General features: G+C 71.3%; 25 protein-coding genes, 1 tRNA gene and 1 riboswitch. Of the genes, 17 read left to right on the top strand and 9 right to left on the bottom strand.

Annotation, left to right across the window (positions count from 1 at the left end):
- Positions 1–22 precede the first annotated feature (22 nt).
- The 4 genes from ACIQUR_RS26320 (at position 23) to ACIQUR_RS26305 (ending at position 2000) form a co-directional block, all read left to right on the top strand.
- Positions 23–442, top strand: a complete 420-nt coding sequence (locus tag ACIQUR_RS26320) for a Mov34/MPN/PAD-1 family protein (protein WP_403668872.1) — start codon at positions 23–25, stop codon at positions 440–442.
- Positions 443–519: 77 nt separating this feature from the next.
- Positions 520–624 (top strand): putative leader peptide, encoded by a 105-nt coding sequence (locus ACIQUR_RS26315; protein WP_399944834.1) that lies wholly within the window; start codon positions 520–522, stop codon positions 622–624.
- 134 nt (positions 625–758) lie between these two features.
- Complete coding sequence (locus tag ACIQUR_RS26310) at positions 759–1037, top strand: MoaD/ThiS family protein (RefSeq protein ID WP_403668869.1); 279 nt, start codon at positions 759–761, stop codon at positions 1035–1037.
- A 12-nt stretch (positions 1038–1049) separates the two neighbouring features.
- Complete coding sequence (locus tag ACIQUR_RS26305) at positions 1050–2000, top strand: PLP-dependent cysteine synthase family protein (protein ID WP_403668866.1); 951 nt, start codon at positions 1050–1052, stop codon at positions 1998–2000.
- Positions 2001–2183: 183 nt separating this feature from the next.
- Here ACIQUR_RS26305 and ACIQUR_RS26300 read toward each other — a convergent pair whose 3' ends face one another.
- Positions 2184–2639, bottom strand: a complete 456-nt coding sequence (locus tag ACIQUR_RS26300; RefSeq protein WP_403668864.1) for a type II toxin-antitoxin system PemK/MazF family toxin — start codon at positions 2637–2639, stop codon at positions 2184–2186.
- Positions 2640–2858: 219 nt separating this feature from the next.
- Between ACIQUR_RS26300 and ACIQUR_RS26295 the strand changes: the two genes are divergently transcribed.
- Positions 2859–3611 (top strand): MBL fold metallo-hydrolase, encoded by a 753-nt coding sequence (locus ACIQUR_RS26295; RefSeq protein WP_403668862.1) that lies wholly within the window; start codon positions 2859–2861, stop codon positions 3609–3611.
- A gap of 39 nt (positions 3612–3650) precedes the next feature.
- Here the strand turns inward: ACIQUR_RS26295 and ACIQUR_RS26290 are convergent, their stop codons facing one another.
- The 3 genes from ACIQUR_RS26290 to ACIQUR_RS26280 form a co-directional block, all read right to left on the bottom strand.
- Complete coding sequence (locus ACIQUR_RS26290) at positions 3651–4583, bottom strand: hypothetical protein (protein ID WP_403668860.1); 933 nt, start codon at positions 4581–4583, stop codon at positions 3651–3653.
- A 104-nt stretch (positions 4584–4687) separates the two neighbouring features.
- The gene (locus tag ACIQUR_RS26285; RefSeq protein WP_403668858.1) at positions 4688–5962 is read right to left on the bottom strand and encodes a PTS transporter subunit EIIC; all 1275 of its coding nucleotides are present in this window, start codon (positions 5960–5962) and stop codon (positions 4688–4690) included.
- Positions 5963–6213: 251 nt separating this feature from the next.
- On the bottom strand, positions 6214–7515 hold the full coding sequence (locus ACIQUR_RS26280) for a PTS transporter subunit EIIC (protein WP_403668855.1): 1302 nt from the start codon (positions 7513–7515) through the stop codon (positions 6214–6216).
- A 146-nt stretch (positions 7516–7661) separates the two neighbouring features.
- Here ACIQUR_RS26280 and ACIQUR_RS26275 point away from each other — a divergent pair, with 146 nt between their 5' ends.
- The 4 genes from ACIQUR_RS26275 (at position 7662) to rdgB (ending at position 9946) form a co-directional block, all read left to right on the top strand.
- On the top strand, positions 7662–7988 hold the full coding sequence (locus ACIQUR_RS26275) for a glucose PTS transporter subunit EIIB (protein WP_403669119.1): 327 nt from the start codon (positions 7662–7664) through the stop codon (positions 7986–7988).
- A 93-nt stretch (positions 7989–8081) separates the two neighbouring features.
- Positions 8082–8807: a ribonuclease PH gene (gene rph, locus ACIQUR_RS26270; RefSeq protein ID WP_399944850.1), complete on the top strand. Its 726-nt coding sequence runs from the start codon at positions 8082–8084 to the stop codon at positions 8805–8807.
- Positions 8808–8948: 141 nt separating this feature from the next.
- Positions 8949–9335 carry a hypothetical protein gene (locus ACIQUR_RS26265; protein WP_403668851.1) on the top strand — a complete coding sequence of 129 codons (387 nt, stop codon included), beginning with the start codon at positions 8949–8951 and terminating at the stop codon, positions 9333–9335.
- 8 nt (positions 9336–9343) lie between these two features.
- A complete protein-coding gene (rdgB, locus tag ACIQUR_RS26260) occupies positions 9344–9946 on the top strand; it encodes an RdgB/HAM1 family non-canonical purine NTP pyrophosphatase (protein ID WP_403668847.1) in 603 nt (200 codons plus the stop codon).
- Between the two features lie 44 nt (positions 9947–9990).
- Here rdgB and ACIQUR_RS26255 read toward each other — a convergent pair.
- The 4 genes from ACIQUR_RS26255 to bcp all read right to left on the bottom strand — a co-directional run bounded on the left by ACIQUR_RS26255 (position 9991) and on the right by bcp (position 12012).
- Positions 9991–10066: transfer RNA gene (locus ACIQUR_RS26255), tRNA-Leu, on the bottom strand.
- A gap of 54 nt (positions 10067–10120) precedes the next feature.
- Positions 10121–10777 carry an HNH endonuclease gene (locus tag ACIQUR_RS26250; RefSeq protein ID WP_403668844.1) on the bottom strand — a complete coding sequence of 219 codons (657 nt, stop codon included), beginning with the start codon at positions 10775–10777 and terminating at the stop codon, positions 10121–10123.
- Positions 10774–11415: an HNH endonuclease signature motif containing protein gene (locus tag ACIQUR_RS26245; RefSeq protein WP_403668842.1), complete on the bottom strand. Its 642-nt coding sequence runs from the start codon at positions 11413–11415 to the stop codon at positions 10774–10776. The genes ACIQUR_RS26250 and ACIQUR_RS26245 overlap by 4 nt, the downstream gene beginning before the upstream one ends.
- Before the next feature lie 129 nt (positions 11416–11544).
- Entirely contained in the window at positions 11545–12012 is a 468-nt protein-coding gene (gene bcp / locus ACIQUR_RS26240; protein ID WP_403668839.1) for a thioredoxin-dependent thiol peroxidase, read from the bottom strand.
- A gap of 103 nt (positions 12013–12115) precedes the next feature.
- Here bcp and ACIQUR_RS26235 point away from each other — a divergent pair, with 103 nt between their 5' ends.
- The 3 genes from ACIQUR_RS26235 (at position 12116) to ACIQUR_RS26225 (ending at position 13309) form a co-directional block, all read left to right on the top strand.
- Positions 12116–12436: a DUF3618 domain-containing protein gene (locus ACIQUR_RS26235; protein ID WP_403668836.1), complete on the top strand. Its 321-nt coding sequence runs from the start codon at positions 12116–12118 to the stop codon at positions 12434–12436.
- Between the two features lie 43 nt (positions 12437–12479).
- Complete coding sequence (locus ACIQUR_RS26230; protein ID WP_399944862.1) at positions 12480–12824, top strand: GroES family chaperonin; 345 nt, start codon at positions 12480–12482, stop codon at positions 12822–12824.
- 70 nt (positions 12825–12894) lie between these two features.
- Positions 12895–12958: riboswitch (guanidine-III (ykkC-III) riboswitch) on the top strand.
- A 30-nt stretch (positions 12959–12988) separates the two neighbouring features.
- Entirely contained in the window at positions 12989–13309 is a 321-nt protein-coding gene (locus tag ACIQUR_RS26225; RefSeq protein WP_403668833.1) for a DMT family transporter, read from the top strand.
- On the opposite strand, the gene ACIQUR_RS26220 is transcribed toward ACIQUR_RS26225, so the two are convergent.
- On the bottom strand, positions 13254–15656 hold the full coding sequence (locus ACIQUR_RS26220; RefSeq protein ID WP_403668830.1) for a transglycosylase domain-containing protein: 2403 nt from the start codon (positions 15654–15656) through the stop codon (positions 13254–13256). The two genes, ACIQUR_RS26225 and ACIQUR_RS26220, sit on opposite strands and share 56 nt — an antisense overlap.
- A gap of 291 nt (positions 15657–15947) precedes the next feature.
- Between ACIQUR_RS26220 and ACIQUR_RS26215 the strand changes: the two genes are divergently transcribed.
- From ACIQUR_RS26215 to ACIQUR_RS26195, 5 genes are all read left to right on the top strand, one after another.
- Positions 15948–16751, top strand: a complete 804-nt coding sequence (locus ACIQUR_RS26215; RefSeq protein ID WP_403669116.1) for an ABC transporter permease — start codon at positions 15948–15950, stop codon at positions 16749–16751.
- Entirely contained in the window at positions 16744–17547 is an 804-nt protein-coding gene (locus ACIQUR_RS26210; protein WP_403668827.1) for an ABC transporter permease, read from the top strand. Before ACIQUR_RS26215 ends, ACIQUR_RS26210 begins: the two co-directional genes overlap by 8 nt.
- Before the next feature lie 73 nt (positions 17548–17620).
- Entirely contained in the window at positions 17621–18577 is a 957-nt protein-coding gene (locus ACIQUR_RS26205) for an ATP-binding cassette domain-containing protein (RefSeq protein ID WP_403668824.1), read from the top strand.
- Positions 18578–18594: 17 nt separating this feature from the next.
- The gene (locus ACIQUR_RS26200; RefSeq protein ID WP_403668822.1) at positions 18595–19263 is read left to right on the top strand and encodes a DUF1707 domain-containing protein; all 669 of its coding nucleotides are present in this window, start codon (positions 18595–18597) and stop codon (positions 19261–19263) included.
- A gap of 235 nt (positions 19264–19498) precedes the next feature.
- On the top strand, positions 19499–21061 hold the full coding sequence (locus tag ACIQUR_RS26195) for a S8 family peptidase (protein WP_403668819.1): 1563 nt from the start codon (positions 19499–19501) through the stop codon (positions 21059–21061).
- Positions 21062–21113 lie beyond the last annotated feature (52 nt).

Here is a 21113-nt window from a genome sequence, read left to right as displayed (position 1 = left end):
CCGTCTGCTTATCCTGTCGCTCATGCTGACCCTCACCCAGGCCCTGTACGACCAGATCGTCGCGCACGCCCGCGCGGACCACCCCGACGAGGCGTGCGGAGTGGTGGCGGGGCCGGCGGGCACCGGACGCCCCGAGCGCTTCATCCCGATGCTCAACGCCGCACGTTCGCCCACGTTCTACGAGTTCGACTCCACGGACCTGCTCAAGCTGTACCGCGAGATGGACGACCGGGACGAGGAGCCCGTGATCATCTACCACTCGCACACGGCGACCGAGGCCTACCCGTCCCGCACCGACGTCACCTACGCGAACGAGCCGGGCGCCCACTACGTCCTGGTCTCCACCGCGGACACCGACGGCGGGGAGTTCCAGTTCCGCTCGTACCGCATCGTCGAGGGCGAGATCACCGAGGAAGAAGTGCAGGTCGTGGCCTCCTACTGACCACATCGTGAGCGGTTGGCGTCCACGATGCGGGATCACACTCCAAACGTCAGACCGGGAATCGTTAACATGACCGCATGGTTTCCCACGACGTGAGCATCGAGACGCCCAGCAGGACCCTGCTCGTGGCGCGGCTGCACGTCGACCTGTGCCGCCTCGCCAGCGCGATCTGTCCCGCCTGAACCCCGCCCGGACCCCGCGTCCGGGACCCGGAGCCGCACGTCCCCCCGCGCGGGGGGCCCGTAGCCGCGCGCACACCCGGCGCCCGCCGCCGCCCACCGACGCCGCCCGTCACACCGATCCCTGGAGCCTTGCCATGGCCATCGAGGTCCGCATCCCGACCATCCTCCGCACCTACACCGACGGCCAGAAGGCCGTCGAGGGCACCGGAACCACCCTCGCCGAGCTCTTCGCGGACCTCGAGACCCGCCACAAGGGCATCGAGGAGCGCATCGTCGACGGCGGCCAGCTCCGCCGCTTCGTGAACGTCTACCTCAACGACGAGGACGTCCGCTTCCTCGACGGCATCGCCACCCAGGTCGCCGACGGCGACAACGTCACGATCCTCCCGGCCGTGGCCGGCGGCTCGAAGTAAGCGGCACGCCCGATGCGATACGACTCCCCGCTGGCGGCGGTCGGCAACACCCCGCTGGTCCGCCTGCCCCGGCTGTCCCCCTCCGAGGACGTCCGCATCTGGGCCAAGCTGGAGGACCGCAACCCGACCGGCTCGATCAAGGACCGCCCCGCGCTCCACATGGTCGAGCAGGCCGAGAAGTCCGGCCGCCTGTACCCGGGCTGCACCATCCTGGAGCCCACCTCGGGCAACACCGGCATCTCGCTCGCCATGGCGGCCAGGCTCAAGGGCTACCGCATCGTGTGCGTCATGCCGGAGAACACCAGCCAGGAGCGCCGGGACCTGCTGGCCATGTGGGGAGCCGAGATCATCTCCAGCCCGGCCGCGGGCGGCTCCAACACGGCCGTCCGGGTCGCCAAGGAACTCGCCGCCGAGCACCCCGACTGGGTGATGCTCTACCAGTACGGCAACCCGGACAACGCCGGCGCGCACTACGCCACCACCGGCCCGGAGATCCTCGCCGACCTGCCCTCCATCACCCACTTCGTGGCCGGCCTGGGCACCACCGGCACCCTGATGGGCGCCGGCCGCTACCTGCGCGAGCACAAGCCGGACGTGAAGGTCGTGGCCGCCGAACCGCGCTACGACGACCTGGTCTACGGCCTGCGCAACCTCGACGAGGGCTTCGTCCCCGAGCTGTACGACGCCTCCGTGCTCACCACCCGCTTCTCGGTGGGCTCGGCCGACGCCGTCACCCGCACGCGGGAACTCCTCCAGCAGGAGGGCATCTTCGCCGGCGTCTCCACCGGCGCCGCCCTGCACGCGGCCATCGGCGTCGGCCGGAAGGCCGTGAAGGCGGGGGAGTCCGCCGACATCGTCTTCGTCGTCGCCGACGGCGGCTGGAAGTACCTGTCGACGGGCGTCTACACGGCGGCCACCACCGAAGAGGCCATCGAGACGCTCCAGGGCCAGCTCTGGGCCTGAGGCCGCCCAGGGCCCGGGGACCCCGGGCCTGAAGCCCCTGCTCCACGGGGCTCCCCGGCACGGGCTGCGCGCCACGGGGCTCCGCGGCCGGGGCCTCGGGGCCTCAGGCCTCGGGGCCTGGAACCCCCTCGGGGCCTGGAACCCCCTGGGGTCCTGGTGCCCTCCCGGGCCGAGCCCCCGACGTCACCCGGCGAGGTGGCGGACCTGGTCCCACAGGACCGGGTCCACCACCCCGACCCGGCGGCGGAAGTCCCACACCGCGACCTCCCGCAGCTCGTCCGTCTCCAGGAAGCTCGGCCGCCCGTGCGCGTCGCCCACCACCCCCGGCGGCAGCGCGATCACCCCGGGCCGCTCGTCGTGGTACTTGCTGGTGATCTTGATGACGCGCGCCACCCGCCCCCGTACCGCGAGCACCAGACACGGCCGGTCCTTCTCGCCCGGCCCGTCCTCGAACGGCACCATGGCCCACCAGATCTCCCCGGGCTCCGGCCGCCTCCGCGGCCCCGGCCCGTGCGGCCCGCCCGGCGGACGGCCCGTCCCGGGCCGCGCCGGGGGCCGCGCCGGACGGCGCCCCATCAGCACCACCGCCACGGCCAGGCCCACCGCGGCGGCCAGCGCCGGCCACCAGGACGTGTCCATGCCCCGACGGTAACCGCGCTCCCGCCGCCCGTCGCGGCGACATCGCTGGCCGCGTGTACGGAGGGTCGCTCACCCGGGTGACAGCGCAGGTGAGTTCGCCCACACAGGCCTGCCGCAGAGGAGCGGCCGGCCGGTCCGCGCCGTACCTTTGACGGACGCACGGCCCCCGTCGCCCCCGCCGTCCCACGTCCACGGACCGTCCACGGAGGTTCCTGCTCCATGAAGCTCACCGTCGTCGGCTGCTCCGGCTCGTTCCCCTCAGCGGAATCGGCCTGCTCGAGCTACCTCGTCGAGGCCGACGGCTTCCGGCTGCTCCTCGACATGGGCAACGGCGCCCTCGGCGAGCTGCAGCGCCACTGCGGTCTCTACGACCTCGACGCGATCTTCCTCAGCCACCTGCACGCCGACCACTGCATCGACATGTGCGCGTACTTCGTGGCCCGCTACTACCGCCACGAGGGCGGCCGCTGCGGCACCATCCCGGTCTACGGGCCCGAGGGCACCGAGCAGCGGCTGACCACGGCGTACGAGGACGTGCCGCACGAGCGGTCCATGAGCGAGGTCTTCGACTTCCGGACCCTGAAGTCCGGCAGCTTCGAGATCGGCCCGTTCCAGGTCCGCACGGAGCGGGTCGCCCACCCCGTCGAGGCGTACGGCATCCGGGTGGAGCACGGCGGCCGCTCCCTCACCTACTCGGGCGACACCGGCGTCAGCAGCGCGCTCGACGCGCTCGCCGAGGGCACCGACCTCTTCCTGTGCGAGGCCTCCTTCACCCACGGCAAGGAGGACATCCCCGACCTGCACCTCAACGGCCGCGAGGCCGGGGAGTACGCCCAGCGCGCCGGCGCCGGCCGCCTGGTCCTCACCCACATCCCCCCGTGGACGGACGCCCAGATCAACCTCGCCGACGCCCGAGCGGCCTACGACGGCCCCACGGACCTGGCCCACGCAGGCGCAACCTACGAAATCTGACCCCCCGCCCGGCGGTCCCCGCCGGGACCGGGGCAGGGCCTACCAGGCCCCGCCCGCCGCACTGCCGTCCCCGAGGCGAGGCCGGCGCCCCGACAGGGCCATCCGGTTCCACGTGTGCCGGCGTCCGCGCACCGCCACCGAGTAGGCGTACATCACCTCCGGGTCGCACATGCCCGGCAGGTACGAGTCGCCGAAGTGGTGGGCGTCGAACCCGGCCTCCTTGGCGTTCAGCGCGAGCTGCGGCACGACGTCCCGGTGCGCCCCCTCCTGGCTGGTTCCGATCGCTCCCATCACCACCGCCCCCGCGTCCTGCACCGCCGCGACCGCCTCGGCGGCCAGCTCCCGGGTCACCCCGGGCAGCGTGCCGGGCAGCGGCATCACCACGCCGTCCGCCCCCGCCTCGACCAGAGCCGTCAGCCGCGCCGTGGTCACCCGCTCGGGATGCCCGGCGTGGTGCATCTTCCCCGACCACAGCGCCGCGTCCGGGCCGAGCCCGGCGCGCAGCTCCTCGGTGACCCGGGCCATGGCCGCGTACGAGCCCCCCGTGCCGGGGTTGGCCGTGATGCACAGCAGCGCAGCGCCCATGTCGACGAGCCGCTTGGCGTACTCGGGCCGGGCGCGCCGGATCTCCGGTACGTCGCCGGGCTCCAGGTTGACCCCGACCGGGCGGCCGATCACCCGGGCCAGCTCGGTGAAGGAGGTGAACTCGCCGAGCCCGGGCAGCCGCAGCCGCTCGCCGTCCCAGGCCCGCTCGATCAGGTTCAGCACCACGACGTCCGCGCCGAACGCGGCCACCAGCTCGGCGTTGTGCACGCCCCGACCGTCCGGGTGGGGGGAGAGTGCGGCCCGTTCCGCGAACACCTCGGCCACGATGGTCCGCCCTTCGGCGGCCGCCACGGCCCGGGTCAGGGCCCGTCCGCGCAGGGCGGCGAGCTGGTCGCGGTCGAGGTCGAGAATGCGCTGTTCGGTCATGTTTCGACCGTAATCGCCGGGACATGCGTGAAGCCCCCGCCTTTCGGTCTGAAAGGCGGGGGCTTCGGTCCCTTACGGGAGTGCTGCCGTGGGCGGGGCCGTGCCTACTTGGCCTCGGCCTTCAGGAGCTCGGCGAGCTCCTCGTCGGACTCGCGGCCCGGCGTCGGGAGGTTGAACTTGGTGATCGCGAAGCGGAAGACCACGTAGTAGACGGCGGCGAAGCAGAGGCCGACACCCGCGAGCATCCAGGGCTTCTCGGCGATGCCGAGGTTCAGGAAGAAGTCGACCGCGCCGGCGGAGAAGCCGAAGCCGTCACGCATGCCGAGGGCCCAGGTCAGCGCCATCGAGATACCGGTCAGCACCGCGTGGATCGCGTACAGCACCGGGGCGATGAACATGAAGGTGAACTCGATCGGCTCGGTCACGCCGGTGACGAAGGCGGTGAGCGCGAGGGAGAACATCATGCCGCCGACGACCTTGCGGCGCTCGGGGCGGGCGCAGTGGGTGATCGCGAGGCAGGCCGCCGGGAGGGCGAACATCATGATCGGGAAGAAGCCGGTCATGAACTGTCCGGCGGTCGGGTCGCCGGCGAGGAAGCGGGCGATGTCGCCGTGGACCGCGCCGTTGGCACCGTCGAACGAGCCGGCCTGGAACCACGGGAAGGAGTTGAGCAGGTGGTGCATGCCGATCGGGATCAGCGCACGGTTGGCGACACCGAACAGACCCGCGCCGACGGCGCCGGAACCGGTCAGCCACTCGCCGAAGTTGTGCAGACCGGTGCCCAGGACCGGCCAGATCAGGCCGAAGACGATGCCGGTGAGCAGACCCGCGAAGGCGGAGAGGATCGGGACCAGGCGGCGGCCGCCGAAGAAGCCCGCCCAGTCCGGCAGCTTGGTCCGGTAGAACTTCTGGTAGAGCAGGGCCGTGATGATGCCCATCACGACGCCGCCGAGCACACCGGCGTTGACCGGCGCGTCGTTCATGACGATCTTGCCGTTCACGACCGAGGCGACCTGCGGCAGGTTGCTGTCGGTGAAGGTCGCGAGCACCTTCTGGAAGACCAGGTAACCGGTGACGGCGGCCAGGGCGGTGGAGCCGTCCGACTTCTTCGCGAAGCCGATCGCGATGCCGACGGCGAACAGCAGCGCCATGTTGTCGAGGATCGCGCCACCGCCGGCGGCCATGTAGCCGGCGATCTTGTTGACGAAGGTCGGCAGGTTCGCGCTGCCGAGCATGTCGCCCGCGCCGAGGCGCAGCAGGAGGGCGCCGGCGGGCAGCACCGCGACGGGGAGCATGAGGCTCCGGCCGATGCGCTGCATGACAGCCATCGCGCCGGAGCCCTTCTTGTCAGCCGCGGGGGCGGCGCTAGCCGTGGTCACAACTTCCTCCAGAAGGCAAGGCGCCGCCTGGGGGGTTTGAGCCACGGGGGGACGGCGACGTCTCGGAAATGGGGGCACGTGAGCGCGGAAACCCGCTCGCGTGGTCTACACCAATGGGTGGTGTAGACCAGTTGTAGCACGGTGAGGGATAGATAAGGAACCTTCGATAAACTGTGGTCTACACCACACGACGAAGGCCCCCGGACCGGTGATCGGAGGGCCTCTGCGGGGCGGGCCGAAGGGCCCGGTCGCTATGCCTTGGTGACGTCCTTCTGCATCTCCTCGATCTCCTCGTCGGACTCGCGGCCCGGCGTCTTCAGGTCGAACCTGGTGATCGCGAAGCGGAAGATCGCGTAGTAGAGGGCCGCGAAGCCCAGGCCGATCGGGATGATCAGCCACGGCTTGGTGGCCAGCCCCCAGTTGATGACGTAGTCGATCAGGCCGGCCGAGAAGCTGAAGCCGTCGTGCACGCCCAGCCCCCACGTCACCGCCATCGACACGCCCGTGAGCAGCGCGTGCACCGCGTACAGCGCCGGCGCCACGAAGAGGAACGAGTACTCCAGCGGCTCGGTGATGCCCGTGACGAACGAGGTCAGGGCCACCGACAGCATCAGGCCGCCCACCTCCTTGCGGCGCTGCGGCTTCGCGCAGTGCGTGATCGCCAGGGCGGCGGCCGGCAGCGCGAACATCATGATCGGGAAGAAGCCCGTCATGAACAGACCCGCGTTCGGGTCGCCGTTCAGGAACATCGCGATGTCGCCGTGGACCGTCTGCCCCTCGGGCGTCGTGTAGCTGCCGAACTGGAACCACACCGGCACGTTCAGGAACTGGTGCAGGCCGATCACCAGCAGGGCGCGGTTCGCGATGCCGAAGATGCCGGAACCCCACGCGCCCAGGTCCACGAGCCAGTCGGAGAAGCTCTCCAGCGCGTCACCGACCGGCGGCCAGACCCCGAGGCAGATCACCGCGAAGCCGATCGCGACGAACGACATGATGATCGGCACCAGCCGGCGGCCGTTGAAGAAGCCGAGCCAGTCGACCAGCTTCACCCGGTGGTACCGCTGCCAGAACCACGCCGACAGCAGGCCCATGATGATGCCGCCGAAGACGCCCGGGTTCTGGAACGTGTACTCGGCGAACGTGTCGTCCGCCCCCAGGCAGCCGCCGCCGACGTCCGTCGTGTCCGTCGGGCAGGGCTCGGGGAACACCCGCAGCACCCCCCGGTACACCAGGAAGCCCGCCACCGCCGCCAGGGCGGTCGAGCCGTCCGCTTTCTTGGCCATGCCGATCGCGACGCCGATGCAGAACAGCAGCGGGAGCCCGAGGTCGGCGTTGAGCAGGGCGCCGCCCGCCGCCGCCATGACCTTCGCGACGTCCACCCAGTTCAGGCCGTCCTTGCCGAAGACGTCCGGCTGCCCCAAGCGGTTGAGGATGCCCGCCGCCGGCAGCACGGCGATCGGCAGCTGGAGGCTGCGGCCCATCTTCTGCAGGCCCTGGAACAGACCGTTCCACCACCTCGGCTCCGGCTCCGCGGCCGCGCTGCTGGCGCTCATCGGCGTCCTCCCTGCCACCACCAGGTTTGGCGGTTGCCGCACACTGGTGTAGACCAGTCGTAGATACGGTCCGAGCGGCCACCCCCAGAGGCGCACCGCTACTGATCGTCATCATTCGGCACAGTCGGGACCAACGCCTCGTGAAGATGGTCCAACCGTGGGTTACCGTGACAAAGCGGGCCACCCGCGACCGGCAACATGCCGCCGAGACTCGTTCCTTGAAGACAGGGGAAAGACACATGGCCACCAAGGCTGAGAAGATCGTCGCCGGGCTCGGCGGTATCGAGAACATCGAAGAAGTCGAAGGCTGCATCACCCGCCTCCGCACCGAAGTCGTCGACCCCACCAAGGTCGACGAAGCCGCACTCAAGGCCGCCGGCGCCCACGGCGTCGTCAAGATGGGCACCGCGATCCAGGTCGTCATCGGCACCGACGCCGACCCCATCGCCGCCGACATCGAGGACATGATGTGAGCTGAGCCCACCGGCTCACCCGCCCCTCCCCACGCAGGCCCCGACCGGCAAACCCCGGCCGGGGCCTCCGCGCACAACGGCTACGCTCGTCCCATGTCTCGCATCGACGGCCGCACGCCCGAACAGCTCCGCCCGGTCACCATCGAACGCGGATGGAGCAAGCACGCCGAGGGCTCCGTCCTCATCTCCTTCGGCGACACCAAGGTCTTCTGCACCGCCTCCTTCACCGAAGGCGTCCCCCGCTGGCGCAAGGGCAGCGGCGAAGGCTGGGTCACCTCCGAATACTCGATGCTCCCCCGCTCCACCAACACCCGCGGCGACCGCGAATCCGTCCGCGGCAAGATCGGCGGCCGCACCCACGAGATCAGCCGCCTCATCGGCCGCTCCCTCCGCGCCGTCATCGACTACAAGGCCCTCGGCGAGAACACCATCGTCCTCGACTGCGACGTACTCCAGGCCGACGGCGGCACCCGCACCGCCGCCATCACCGGCGCCTACGTCGCCCTCGCCGACGCCGTCTCCTGGGGCCAGCAGAAGAAGCTCGTCAAAGCCGGCCGCAAGCCCCTCACCGGCACCGTCGCCGCCGTCAGCGTCGGCATCGTCGACGGCGTCCCCCTCCTCGACCTCTGCTACGAGGAAGACGTCCGCGCCGAAACCGACATGAACGTCGTCTGCACCGGCGACGGCCGCTTCGTCGAAGTCCAGGGCACCGCCGAAGGCGAACCCTTCGACCGCAAGGAACTCAACGCCCTCCTCGACCTCGCCGCCGGCGGCTGCGCCGACCTCGAAGCCATCCAGCGCCAGGCCCTCGGCCTCTGACCGGCCCCGCCGGCACCACCACCAGGCCACCCGCGCAACCAACCCGCCGGACCGCCGCGTCTTGACGGATACGGGCGCACAGACCCAAGCTTCGGCACTGTGCGCCCGTCCGCACAAGATCCGACAACCGGGGGGACCCGCATGACCACGTACCGCCGCACCGCCGCGCTCGCGATCGCCGCCCTCATAGCCGCCCCCGCCCTCACCGCCTGCAGCGCCATCAACACCGCGCTCGACTGCGCCCAGACCGCCGTCGCCATCACCGACGCCGTCAACGACCTCCAGCAGGCCGTCTCCCAGGCCGGCAACAGCCCCCAGGACGCCCAGAACGCCCTCAACGAGATCGACCAGAACCTCAGGTCCATCGGCGACAAGACCGACAACGCCGACCTCGGCAAGGCCATCGACTCCCTCACCACCGGCGTCGACAACGTCCGCAAGGCCATCGAGCAGGGCAACCCCACCCCCGACGTCACCCCCGTCGTCGACGCCGCCTCCGAAATCAGCAAGGTCTGCTCGCCCGGATAATCGACGCCATGACCCGTCTCATCCTCGCCACCCGCAACGCGGGCAAGATCACCGAACTGCGCGCCATCCTCGCGGACGCCGGCCTGCCCCACGAGCTGGTCGGCGCCGACGCCTACCCCGAGATCCCGGACGTCAAGGAGACCGGCGTCACCTTCGCCGAGAACGCCCTGCTCAAGGCCCACGCCCTGGCCCAGGCCACCGGCCTCCCCGCCGTCGCCGACGACTCCGGCCTCTGCGTCGACGTACTCAACGGCGCCCCCGGCATCTTCTCCGCCCGCTGGGCCGGCCGGCACGGCGACGACCAGGCCAACCTCGACCTGCTCCTCGCCCAGCTCTCCGACATCGACGACGCCCACCGCGGCGCGCACTTCCGGTGCGCCGCCGCGCTCGCCCTCCCGGACGGCACCGAACGCGTCGTCGAGGGCCGCCTCCCCGGCACCCTCCGCCACACCCCCGCCGGCACCGGCGGCTTCGGCTACGACCCGGTCCTCCAGCCGCAGGGCGACACCCGGACCTGCGCCGAACTGACCCCGGCGGAGAAGAACGCGATCTCCCACCGCGGCCAGGCCTTCCGCGCCCTGATCCCGGTCATCCGGGAACTCCTGGGCTGAACGCACCAGGGCCGCCTCCCGCATGCGGGAGGCGGCCCTGGTGTTGGTACGCCCGGTCGGATTCGAACCGACATGCACGACCACCTAAAGATCGCCGCTCAGCCGTTGGCGTACGGGCGCGAGCAGAGCACACTCTACTGCGCCCGATGGACGTACGGGCACTCCCCAGAAGGCCTATCGGCTGCGCCTGCCCCCACGGCACCATGTGCTCGTCACCGCATGGCAGTTGGGGCACAGCAGCCGCAGGTTCTCGGCCCGGTCGTCACGCCAGTCGCCGTTGACGTGGTCGACCTCCAGGGTCAGGGGGCGGCCCTGCCACTCGGGAGCGGTCCCGCATTCCGCGCAGCGGGCCGGTACACCGATCTCGTCGAGAGCTCGGCGGAGCAGGTGGGTACGGGTGCGCTGTTTCCGGTCGTGTCGGACGAGGATGTCCGCCGCCGTCCTCGACGAGGTCGGTCCCGGCTTGCCCCGCATGTGTGCCTGCCCTAGGAAATGGGCCGTGCACAGCCGGTCCTCGCGGATCCACTGCTTCAGGACGGAGCGGTTGCTTCCCGAGTCGGGGCGGCCCAGGCGGCGGAGGGTTCCCGCCAGTGAATGGGAGGAAGCCACGGCCTCGCGCAGGGTCCGCCCGTCCGGCTTGACCCGCGCGCCGTGACGCCGGCGTGCGAAGTGCGAGACGTCGATCCCGAAGTGGTCGAACCTCGCCAGCAGGTAGCGGCCGAGCCGGCCGTACGGCTTGGTGCCGAGGAGCGAGATGACTTCATCGATGCTGCCGCAACGCTCCGCGGCCTCCGCGAGGACTTCTCGTGTGTAGCGGTTCCCGGAGGTCATCGCCGCCGCCCCTTCGAGCGGCCGCGGTACGTGTCCGTCGTGGAGTGGCAGTTGGGGCAGAGCAGGCGCAGGTTCTCGGGACGGTTGTTGCGCCAGTCGCCGTCGATGTGGTCGACCTCCAGCGGCAGGGGGCGGCCGCGCCAGGTCGGCGCCGTGCCGCACATCCGGCAGCGTTCGGCCACGCCGAGTGCCGTGAGAGCCTGCTTCAGCTGCCCGCTCTGCGCCCGGCGCGCGTGTGGACCCTCCTGCCTCACCAGCAAGGCTTCCGGTGTACGGCGGGTCTTCGGGCGGCCGGCCGACGACGGCAGGGTGAAGTGCGAGGTGTCGATGCCGAAGGCTTTCACGCGCCGGCTGATGTGCGTGTGATGACCCCCGACGACTTCAAGTCCGAGGCGCCTCATCACTTCGCACATGTTCGTCGACTCGGCGACCGCCTCGGCCAGCACCTCCCTCGTCCACCTCGTGCCCTCCCGCTCGAAGTGGGACGTGTCGACGCCGAGCTTCTTCATGCGTTCGCGGATGTAGTACCGCGTGCCGCTCTTCGGGTCCGCGCCCAGTTTCTCCAGTGCCTCCGTCAGCGTGCGGGACGAGCGGGCCGCCTCTGTCAGGGGGTCCTTCGTGTACGGGCTTTCCGGCATCGTGTTCCCTCCCCGGCCGCGTGTGCGGCGCTCGGATGGAGTAACGAGCCGGTATGCGGATGGTTGCGCCCGGTATGCGGAAGGGCCCGCGCCGGACGTACCGGTGCGGGCCCTTCCGGGAGGGCTGGGTCAGATGCCCAGGTCCTTGATGATCTTGGCTACGTGGCCGGTGGCCTTGACGTTGTAGAGGGCGCGCTCGACCTTGCCCTCCTCGTCCACCACCACGGTCGAGCGGATCACGCCGGTCACCGTCTTGCCGTACAGCTTCTTCTCGCCGTACGCGCCGTACGCCGCCAGGACCTCCTTGTCCGGGTCGCCGACCAGGGTGACCTTCAGGTGCTCCTTGTCGCGGAACTTGGCCAGCTTCTCCGGCTTGTCCGGGGAGACGCCGATGACGTCGTAGCCGGCGCCCGCCAGGAGGTCCAGGTTGTCGGTGAAGTCGCAGGCCTGCTTGGTGCAGCCGGGGGTCAGGGCGGCCGGGTAGAAGTACACGATCACCTTGCGGCCCTTGTGGTCCGCCAGCGAGACCTCGTTGCCGTCCGCGTCGGGCAGGGTGAAGGCGGGAGCCGTGTCGCCGGGCTGGAGTCGCTCGCTCATGTCCTCAAGTCTCCTCGGAAGGGGATCCGTACGGCACGAGCGTAAGCTGACAGACTGTCCACGTCGGACTACGCCCACCCACGACCATCACGGAGGCAGCGCGGTGTCGGATGTAAGGACCCCCGCCCAGATCGAGGCGGACATCATCCGCAGGCGCGAGCAGCTCGCGGAGACGCTCGACGAGATCGGCGTGCGCATGCACCCGCAGACGATCATCGGGGACGCCAAGGCCCGGGTGGCCTCGACGGTCGACGAGACCGCGGGCCGCGCCTTCGCCGCCGTGAACCGGGTGGTCACCGACCTCAAGGACGGCCTGCGCCACGAGGACGGTGCGCCGCGCCTGGAGCGCGTCGTGCCGGTGGCGATGCTCGCCGTGGGGCTGGTGGGCCTGCTGGCCGTGTCCGTGCGGCGCAGGCGCGGGTGACCCTGGGGGGCGCGGGGCGGGCGCGGACAGGTAGGTTCGTCACGTGAGCGAGAACCCCACCCACCACGACAAGCTGCCCATCCGGATGCTGCACGACCGTGTGCTGGTCCGGTCCGACTCGCCCGAGGGCGAGCGCCGCTCCGGCGGCGGCATCCTCATTCCGGCGACGGCCGCGGTGGGGAAGCGGCTGGCCTGGGCGGAGGTGGTCGCGGTCGGTCAGAACGTACGGACCGTGGAGCCGGGCGACCGGGTGCTGTACGACCCCGAGGACCGTGCCGAGGTGGAGGTGCGGGGTGTGGCGTACGTGCTGATGCGCGAGCGGGACCTGCACGCGGTGGCCGCGGAGCGGCTGGAGGGGTCGGAGGACTCCACCGGCCTGTACCTGTAGGAAGCCCGGACCTGCGGGAAGTCTTTCGGAGAGGGGCCGGTGACCTGGGTCACCGGTCCTTTTTTCGTGTTTTGCTACGGTGGTCTGGAACCCCGACGAGACGCGCCGTACCGGGTAGGACAAGACGACGCACCCCGTTCCGCTCTCGTTCCGGAGGTGCCGTCATGGCCTGGGTTCTTCTTCTCGTCGCCGGTCTGCTGGAGGTCGGCTGGTCGGTCGGCATGAAGTACACGGAGGGGTTCACGCGGCTCTGGCCGAGCGTGTTCACCGGTGCCGGCATCGTGGCGAGCATGGTGTTGCTGTCGTACGCGGCGAAGTCGCTGCCGATCGGTACGGCGTACGGCGTGTGGGTGGGGATCGGCGCGGCCGGTGCGGCGGTGCTGGGCATGGTGATGCTGGGTGAGCCGGTGACCGCCGCCCGGATCTTCTTCATCTGTCTACTGCTGGTGGCCGTGGTGGGTCTGAAGGCGACCTCGGGTCACTAGTTCCGCCGGTGTCGGTGCCGCCGGGGCCTCCGGTGGTGCCGCCCGTGGTGCCGCCTCCGTCGGTGCCGGTGGTGGTGGAGCCGGTGGTGCCCGTGGTGGTGCCGCCCGTGGTGCCGGTGGTGGCTCCGTCGGTGGTGCCGCCGTCGTTCCCCCCGTTGTTCCCGCCGGTCCCGCCCTGGCTCTGGCCCTGGTTGCGGCCGCCCTGGTTCCGGCCTTCGGTCTGGCCTTCGGTCTGGCCCTGGTTGCGGCCGGGGCGCTCGCGGTCGGGGCCCCGGGTGCGGGTGGGCTCGGCGGGCGGTACGTAGGCTGCGCCCGGCTGGAGTTCCAGGTCGAAGTCGACGGGGTCGGTGCCTTCCAGGGCGGCCGCGGTGTACGCGGCCCAGATGCGGGCGGGGTAGCCGCCGCCGTTGATGCGGGCCTCGCCGAGGGCGCCGTAGAGGGGCTGGAGGGTGCCGGCGTCGGGGTCCTGGCCCATGACGGCCACGACGGTGGCGAGTTCGGGGGTGTAGGCGGCGAACCAGGCGGCCTTGTCCTCCTCGGCGGTGCCGGTCTTGCCGGCGGCGGGGCGTCCGGCCGCGAGGGCGGCGGTGCCGGTGCCGCTCTCGACGACGCCCTGCAGCACGGCGGTGGTGGTGTCGGCGGCCTCGCGGGTGACGGCCTGGCGGGGGGTGCGGCGGGGGAGGGGGACGGAGTCGCCGTCCTTGGTGATCTTCTCGACGATGGTCCAGGGGGTGTGGCGGCCGTGGTCGGCGAGGGTGGCGTAGACCTGGGTCATGTCGAGGACGCTGGCCTGGAGGGTGCCGAGGGCCATGGCGGGCACGGCGTCGAAGGCGGGTACGTCTTCGGGCATTCCGAGGTCGATTGCGGTCCGCTTGACCTTGGTGGGGCCGACGTCGACGGCCATCTGTGCGTAGACGGTGTTGACGGAGTCGTTGGTGGCCTCGCGCACGGTGATGTCGCCGTAGGAGCGCTGGTCCTCGTTCTCGGGGGCGTAGGCGATGGCGGAGCCCTGGACGGGGCGCCGGTTGTCGCCGTTGTAAAGGGTGTTGGGGGTGATGCGGCGGCCGTCCTGGGTGGTGGATTCGTTCTGGACGGCGGCGGTGAGGACGAGGGGCTTGAAGGTGGAGCCGGGGGTGTAGTCGCGGCGGGTGGCGTTGTTGACGTACTGCCTGGTGTAGTCGATGCCGCCGTAGAGGGCGACGACCTTGCCGGTGGCGGGGTCGATGGAGGCGCCGCCGGCGCGGACGACGCGGTCCTCGGGGCGGTCGGGGTCGAGCCTGCTCATCAGCTGGTCCTGGACGGCTTCGACGAAGGCGGTCTGGCGTCGTCGGTCGATGGTGGTGGTGATGCGGTAGCCGCCGGCGGCGAGGTCGGACTCGTCGATGACCTTGGTGGCGAGGAGGTGGTCGCGGATGGTTTCGACGAGGTAGCCGCGCTGTCCGGACATGCCGGAGGGGGCGCGGACCTTGCCCGGTTCGGGGAAGGTGGTGGCGGCGCGTTCGGCGGGGTCGAGCCACTTCTTCTTGACCATGCCGTCGAGGACGTAGTTCCAGCGGGCGACGGCGCGGCCGCGCTGCTGGGGGTGGGCGACGACGTCGAAGGCGCTGGGGGAGTTGAGGAGGGTGGCGAGGTAGGCGCCCTCGGCGGTGGTGATGCGGCTGATGTCCTTGCCGTAGTAGGCCTGGGCGGCGGCCTGGATGCCGTAGGCGTTGCGGCCGAAGTAGCTGGTGTTGAGGTAGCCCTCCAGGATGGATTCCTTGGTCTCCTCGCGGCCCAGCTTGATCGCGATGAAGAACTCCTTGACCTTGCGCTCGATGGTCTGTTCCTGGCCGAGGTAGTAGTTCTTGACGTACTGCTGGGTGATGGTGGAGCCGGACTGCTTGCCCTTGCCGGTGAGGGTGTTCCAGGCGGCGCGGACCATGGCCTTGGGGTCGACGGCGCGTTCGCTGTAGAAGTCGCGGTCCTCGGCGGCGAGTACGGCTTCCTGGACGTTCCTGGGCACCTGGGCGAGGGGGACGTTCATGCGGTTGACCTCGCCGTCGCGGGCGAGCTGGGTGCCGTCGGCGTAGAGGTAGACGTTGCTCTGGGCGGTGGCGGCCTTGTTGGCGGGCGGGATGTCGACGAGGAGGTAGCCGGCGACGAGGGCGCCGCCGATGAGCAGGACGGTCAGGGTGAGGCCGCCGAGGAGCATGCGCCAGGTGGGGAGGAGGCGGCGCCAGCCGGTGCGGCGGCGCCGGGCGGGGCCGGGTCTTCCGGGGTGTCCGGCGGCCTGTTGGCCTGGGGTGGGGCCGGTCGGCGCGTCCGGATCCCGGGGGGTCCAGCCCCGCCGCGGTGACTCGTTGCTCATGTCTCCTGGGACTCCTCGGCCGGGTGTTCTGTCGCCCTGGTGGGCGATTTCTGTGGATCTGTACCCATGGAACTACGTCGCGAGCCGGTCGGCCGATATTCGGTCGCGCGGGTTCCCTCCGCCGCACTAAGCTCGCTCGCTTTGGCTGACAGGGGTTCAGGTACGGGCTTGGGGCACGGTTTCGGGCACGCGTTCAGACGGGTTTCCCGGTCAGGGGGTTGCGCCCGTCGCCCGCGCACGTCCGGATAACGATGCGGACCGCGGAAGGGAGTGAGCGGGGTGTGGTCGCAGGTGCGGCTGTACGCGGCGGTGGCGGCCGGGGGCTTCCGGCGGTACGCGACGTACGGGACGGCCACGGCGGCGGGGGTGTTCACGAACACCGTGTTCGGGTTCATCCTGGCGTACACGTACGCCGCGCTGTGGCAGGAGCGGCCCGGACTCGGCGGCTACGACCAGGCGCAGGCGCTGACCTTCGTCTGGGTGAGCCAGTCGCTGCTGGCGGCGGGGGCGCTGATCGGCGGCGGCTTCCAGGAGGAGCTGCAGGAGCGCATCCGTACGGGTGACATCGCGGTGGACCTGTACCGGCCGGCGGACCTCCAGCTGTGGTGGCTGGCGGCCGATCTGGGCCGGGCGGCCTTCCAGTTGCTGGGCCGGGGGGTGGTGCCGCTGCTCGCGGGGGCGCTGGTCTTCGAGCTGGCGCTGCCGTCGGATCCGGCGCGCTGGCTGCTGTTCCTGGTGTCGGTGTGGCTGGGGATGGTGGTGGGTTTCGCGCTGCGGTTCATCGTCGGGCTGGTGACGTTCTGGCTGCTCGACGGGGCGGGGGTGAACATGGTGGCGCTGCTGGTGTCGATGTTCTGCTCGGGGATGCTGCTGCCGCTGACCGTGTTCCCTGGCGCCTTCGGGGAGTTGGTGCGCCTGCTGCCGTGGTCGGCGATGCTGCAGGTGCCGCTGGACGTGCTGCTGGGGACGCACGCGGGGGCGGGTGCCGCGGGTCGGGCGCTGGGCTTCCAGGCGGGGTGGGCGGTGGTGCTGCTGGGGGCGGGGCGGCTGGTGCAGTCCGCGGCGACCCGGAAGGTGGTGGTCCAGGGTGGTTGAGGCGGTGCGGGGGTACGGGCTGATCGTCGGGATGTGGGTGCGGTCGACGCTCGCGTACCGGGCGTCGTTCCTGCTCGCGGTGGTGGCCGGTTTCCTCACGAGTGGGCTGGACTTCGTGGCGATCTACATCATGTTCCGGCACGTGGACGGGCTGGGCGGCTTCTCGCTGCCGGAGATCGCGCTGCTCTACGGGGCGACGACGGTGTCCCTGGGGCTGGCGGACCTGGTGCTGGGCAATTCGGACCGGGTGGGTGCGCTGATCAGGACGGGGGCGCTGGACACCATGCTGGTGCGGCCGGTGCCGGTGTTCGCGCAGGTCGCCGCGGACCGGTTCGCGCTGCGCCGGGTGGGGCGGATCTCGCAGGGCGCGGTGGTGCTGGTGTGGGGGCTGGCGGCGGCCGGGGTGGACTGGACGGCGGCGCGGGTGGTGCTGGTGCCGGTGATGCTGCTGGCCGGTGGGGGGATCTTCGCGGCGGTGTTCGTGCTGGGGGCGGCCTTCCAGTTCGTCGCCGGGGACGCGGCGGAGGTGCAGAACTCCTTCACGTACGGGGGGACGACGATGCTCCAGTACCCGCCGACCGTGTTCGCGCGGGAGGTGGTGCGCGGGGTGACGTACGTGGTGCCGCTGGCCTTCGTGAACTGGGTGCCGGCGCTGTACCTGCTGGGGCGCCCGGATCCGCTGGGGCTGCCGGACTGGGCGGCGTTCGTCAGTCCGCTGGTGGCGCTGGCGGCGTTCGTGCCGGCGGCGTTCGCGTGGCGGGCGGGGCTGCGGGCGTACCGGAGCACGGGCAGTTGACGGGCGGGGGGCGGGGCGTGCGGTACGGGCAGGTGGGGTGCGGGTTCGACGGGGTGTGCGAGGAAGGACCGGGATGGCGCTGATCGAGGTGGCCGACGTCGAGAAGGTCTTCGACGTACGACGGCGGGCGGGCCTGTTCCGCCGGGAGAAGACGCAGGTCAGGGCGGTGGACGGGATCAGCTTCGAGGTCCCGCGCGGCGAGGTGGTCGGGTACATCGGCCCCAACGGCGCGGGCAAGTCCACCACGATCAAGATGCTCACCGGCATCCTCACGCCGAGCGGCGGCCGGCTGCGGGTGGCCGGGGTGGATCCCTCGCGGGACCGGAACCGCCTCGCGCACCGGATCGGCGTGGTCTTCGGACAGCGCACCACCCTCTGGTGGGACCTGCCGCTGCGGGACTCGTACGCGCTGGTGCGCCGGATGTACCGGATCCCGGAGGCCCGCTACCGGGCCAACCTGGACCGGTGCGTGGAGCTGCTGGACCTGGGCGCGCTGCTCGACGTGCCGGTGCGGCAGCTGTCGCTGGGGCAGCGGATGCGCGGGGACATCGCGGCGGCGCTGCTGCACGACCCGGAGGTGCTGTACCTGGACGAGCCGACCATCGGCCTGGACGTGATCAGCAAGGCGAAGGTGCGGTCCTTCCTGCGGGAGCTGAACGCGGAGCGGGCCACGACGGTGCTGCTGACCACGCACGACCTCCAGGACATCGAGCAGCTGTGTGAGCGGGTGATGGTGATCGACCACGGGCGGATGGTCTACGACGGTCCGCTGGGCGGTCTGCACGAGGTGGCCGGTGCCGAGCGGACGCTGGTGGTGGAGCTGGAGCGGGAGCTCCCGCCGGTGGTGGTGAAGGGGGCGCGGACGGTGAAGGTGGAGGGGCCCCGGCAGTGGCTGGCCTTCCCGGCCGCGGATTCGGCGGCCCCGCTGGTGGCGGCGGTGGCGGCGGAGTACCCGCTGCTGGACCTGTCCGTGCGGGAGCCGGACATCGAGGACGTGATCGCACGGATGTACGCCGGGGGCGGGGTGTAGGTCCTAGGGTGGACGGTATGAGTGACGAGCTGCCCGAGCTGCGGGCTTCGGACGCCGACCGGGAGCGGGTGGCGGAGCGCCTGCGGGACGCCCTCGCCGAAGGACGCCTGGACATGGGGGAGTTCGAGGAGCGGCTGGAGGCGGCCTTCGCGGCGCGTACGTACGCCGAGCTGGCCCCGCTCACCCGGGACCTGCCCGCGCCGGGCGGCGGGGAGCCCGCGCCCCTGCCGTACGCGGCGCGGCCGGCGGGAGTGCCGGCCGGTGCGTCGTCCTGGCCCGCGCGGATCGGCGGGACGGGCACGTCGTCCGGGGCGGTGGCCGTGATGTCGGGCTTCCAGCGCAAGGGCCGCTGGACGGTGCCGGCGCGGTTCGACGCGGTGGCCTTCTGGGGCGGCGGTGAGATCGACCTGCGGGAGGCGACGTTCGCGGAGCGCGAGGTGGTGCTCAACTGCGTGGCCGTCATGGGCGGCATCCAGATCACCGTGCCGCCGGGGGTGGAGGTGGACGTGCGGGGCGTCGGTGTGATGGGGGCCTTCGACCAGCGCACGGCCGGGAGCGCGCCGGAGCCGGGGGCGCCGCGCGTGGTGGTGACCGGCTTCGCGTTCTGGGGCGGGGTCGAGGTGCGGACGAAGCCGCCGAAGGCCCGTCCGGGGCAGGCGGAGGGGCCGCCGCGCAAGGAGCTGTAGGGGCCTGCGGGCGGGGTCCCGCGGGGTGCCGTGCGCACCGGTTTATGCGGCTGGCCTTTGCCATCTTTTGACGGGTGTGCGGCAAGGCTGTTAAGCGCCTGTTGTCCTCTTGTGGGATCTCGGAGGGGTGGGTCAACCTTGCGTTGGCGTCCGGTAGTTGGGGACAGCGCACCGCTGTCCTTGACATGTCCCTGACCGGACTCCGGCATCCCCACACCCGAGGAGGACCCCCCACATGTCCGTGATGCGCCCACGACGACGCACACTCGCAGGACTCAGCGCGACCGCCGTCGCCGCGCTCGTGCTCGGCGCGGTCTCCGCGCTCCCCGCCACCGCGGCCGGCACCGCCGAGGGACAGATCGAGAACGCGGGCGCCCCCGGCGCCATATCCGGCAGCTACATCGTCACCCTCGACGGCGCCGCCGCCGACTCCGCGCAGGGCCGGGCCATCGCCCGCGAGTACGGCGCGAAGATCAACCGGACCTACAAGAAGGCCCTCAACGGCTACGCGGTCCAGCTGAGCGAGGCGCAGGCCCGCAAGCTCGCCGCGGACCCGGCCGTGAAGTCGGTGGTCCAGAACCGCCGCTTCACCATCGACGGCACCCAGCCCAGCCCGCCGTCCTGGGGCCTGGACCGGATCGACCAGAAGGCCCTGCCGCTCAACCAGAGCTACACGTACCCCGACCTCGCCGGCCAGGGCGTGACGGCCTACATCATCGACACCGGCCTGCGCATCACCCACCAGGACTTCGGCGGCCGGGCCTCGTACGGCTACGACGCCATCGACAACGACAACACCGCGCAGGACGGCCACGGCCACGGCACGCACGTCGCCGGCACCGTCGGCGGCACCTCGTACGGCGTCGCGAAGAAGGTCAAGCTGGTCGGCGTCCGCGTCCTGGACAACTCCGGCTCCGGCACCACCGCGCAGGTCGTCGCGGGCATCGACTGGGTCACGCAGAACGCCGTGAAGCCGGCCGTGGCCAACATGTCGCTCGGCGGCGGCGCCGACTCCGCGCTCGACACGGCCGTACGCAACTCCATCGCGAGCGGCATCACGTACGCGGTGGCGGCCGGCAACGAGTCCACCAACGCCAGCACCAAGTCCCCGGCCCGCGTGACCGAGGCCATCACCGTCGGCGCCACGACCAGCAGCGACGCCAAGGCCAGCTACTCCAACTACGGCACGGTCCTGGACCTGTTCGCCCCCGGCTCCTCGATCACCTCGGCGTGGAACAGCGGCGACACGGCGACCAACTCCATCTCCGGCACCTCGATGGCCAGCCCGCACGTGGCGGGCGCGGCGGCGCTGTACCTGGCGAGCAACCCGTCGAGCACCCCGGCGCAGGTGTCCACCGCCCTGGTGAACGCGGCCACCCCGAACGTGGTGACCAGCCCCGGCACCGGCTCCCCGAACCGCCTGCTGTACGTCGGCGGCGGCTCGACCACCCCGCCCGGGCCGCGGTTCGAGAACACCGGCGACTACGCGATCAACGACAACTCCACCGTGGAGTCCCCGGTCACCGTGAGCGGCGTCCCGGGCAACGCCCCGGCCACCCTCTCCGTCGCGGTCGACATCAAGCACACGTACATCGGTGACCTGAAGGTCGACCTGGTCGCGCCCGACGGCTCGGTCTACACCCTGCACAACCGCAGCGGCGGCAGCGCGGACAACATCATCCAGACCTACTCGGTCAACGCCTCCTCGGAGGTCGCGAACGGGACCTGGAAGCTGCGCGTGAACGACAACGCGAACATCGACACCGGCAAGATCGACTCCTGGGCCCTGCAGTTCTGAGGCCCTGAGCCACCCGCCCCGACCCGGGCAGCGTGAGGGGGCGGCCGCCACG

The organism is Streptomyces sp. NPDC101132 (genome assembly GCF_044759225.1).
Lineage (GTDB): Bacteria > Actinomycetota > Actinomycetes > Streptomycetales > Streptomycetaceae > Streptomyces.
The sequence above is the reverse complement of the archived record's forward strand: the minus strand, read 5'-3'. Positions and strand labels throughout refer to the sequence as shown.

Bases quoted from the DNA above. Each gene is read 5' to 3' on its own strand.
- ACIQUR_RS26320 (WP_403668872.1), top strand. From the start codon at position 23: ATGCTGACCCTCACCCAGGCCCTGTACGACCAGATCGTCGCGCACGCC.
- ACIQUR_RS26315 (WP_399944834.1), top strand. From the start codon at position 520: ATGGTTTCCCACGACGTGAGCATCGAGACGCCCAGCAGGACCCTGCTC.
- ACIQUR_RS26310 (WP_403668869.1), top strand. From the start codon at position 759: ATGGCCATCGAGGTCCGCATCCCGACCATCCTCCGCACCTACACCGAC.
- ACIQUR_RS26305 (WP_403668866.1), top strand. From the start codon at position 1,050: ATGCGATACGACTCCCCGCTGGCGGCGGTCGGCAACACCCCGCTGGTC.
- ACIQUR_RS26300 (WP_403668864.1), bottom strand. From the start codon at position 2,639: ATGGACACGTCCTGGTGGCCGGCGCTGGCCGCCGCGGTGGGCCTGGCC.
- ACIQUR_RS26295 (WP_403668862.1), top strand. From the start codon at position 2,859: ATGAAGCTCACCGTCGTCGGCTGCTCCGGCTCGTTCCCCTCAGCGGAA.
- ACIQUR_RS26290 (WP_403668860.1), bottom strand. From the start codon at position 4,583: ATGACCGAACAGCGCATTCTCGACCTCGACCGCGACCAGCTCGCCGCC.
- ACIQUR_RS26280 (WP_403668855.1), bottom strand. From the start codon at position 7,515: ATGAGCGCCAGCAGCGCGGCCGCGGAGCCGGAGCCGAGGTGGTGGAAC.
- ACIQUR_RS26275 (WP_403669119.1), top strand. From the start codon at position 7,662: ATGGTCCAACCGTGGGTTACCGTGACAAAGCGGGCCACCCGCGACCGG.
- rph (WP_399944850.1), top strand. From the start codon at position 8,082: ATGTCTCGCATCGACGGCCGCACGCCCGAACAGCTCCGCCCGGTCACC.
- ACIQUR_RS26265 (WP_403668851.1), top strand. From the start codon at position 8,949: ATGACCACGTACCGCCGCACCGCCGCGCTCGCGATCGCCGCCCTCATA.
- rdgB (WP_403668847.1), top strand. From the start codon at position 9,344: ATGACCCGTCTCATCCTCGCCACCCGCAACGCGGGCAAGATCACCGAA.
- ACIQUR_RS26250 (WP_403668844.1), bottom strand. From the start codon at position 10,777: ATGACCTCCGGGAACCGCTACACACGAGAAGTCCTCGCGGAGGCCGCG.
- ACIQUR_RS26245 (WP_403668842.1), bottom strand. From the start codon at position 11,415: ATGCCGGAAAGCCCGTACACGAAGGACCCCCTGACAGAGGCGGCCCGC.
- bcp (WP_403668839.1), bottom strand. From the start codon at position 12,012: ATGAGCGAGCGACTCCAGCCCGGCGACACGGCTCCCGCCTTCACCCTG.
- ACIQUR_RS26225 (WP_403668833.1), top strand. From the start codon at position 12,989: ATGGCCTGGGTTCTTCTTCTCGTCGCCGGTCTGCTGGAGGTCGGCTGG.
- ACIQUR_RS26220 (WP_403668830.1), bottom strand. From the start codon at position 15,656: ATGAGCAACGAGTCACCGCGGCGGGGCTGGACCCCCCGGGATCCGGAC.
- ACIQUR_RS26205 (WP_403668824.1), top strand. From the start codon at position 17,621: ATGGCGCTGATCGAGGTGGCCGACGTCGAGAAGGTCTTCGACGTACGA.
- ACIQUR_RS26200 (WP_403668822.1), top strand. From the start codon at position 18,595: ATGAGTGACGAGCTGCCCGAGCTGCGGGCTTCGGACGCCGACCGGGAG.
- ACIQUR_RS26195 (WP_403668819.1), top strand. From the start codon at position 19,499: ATGTCCGTGATGCGCCCACGACGACGCACACTCGCAGGACTCAGCGCG.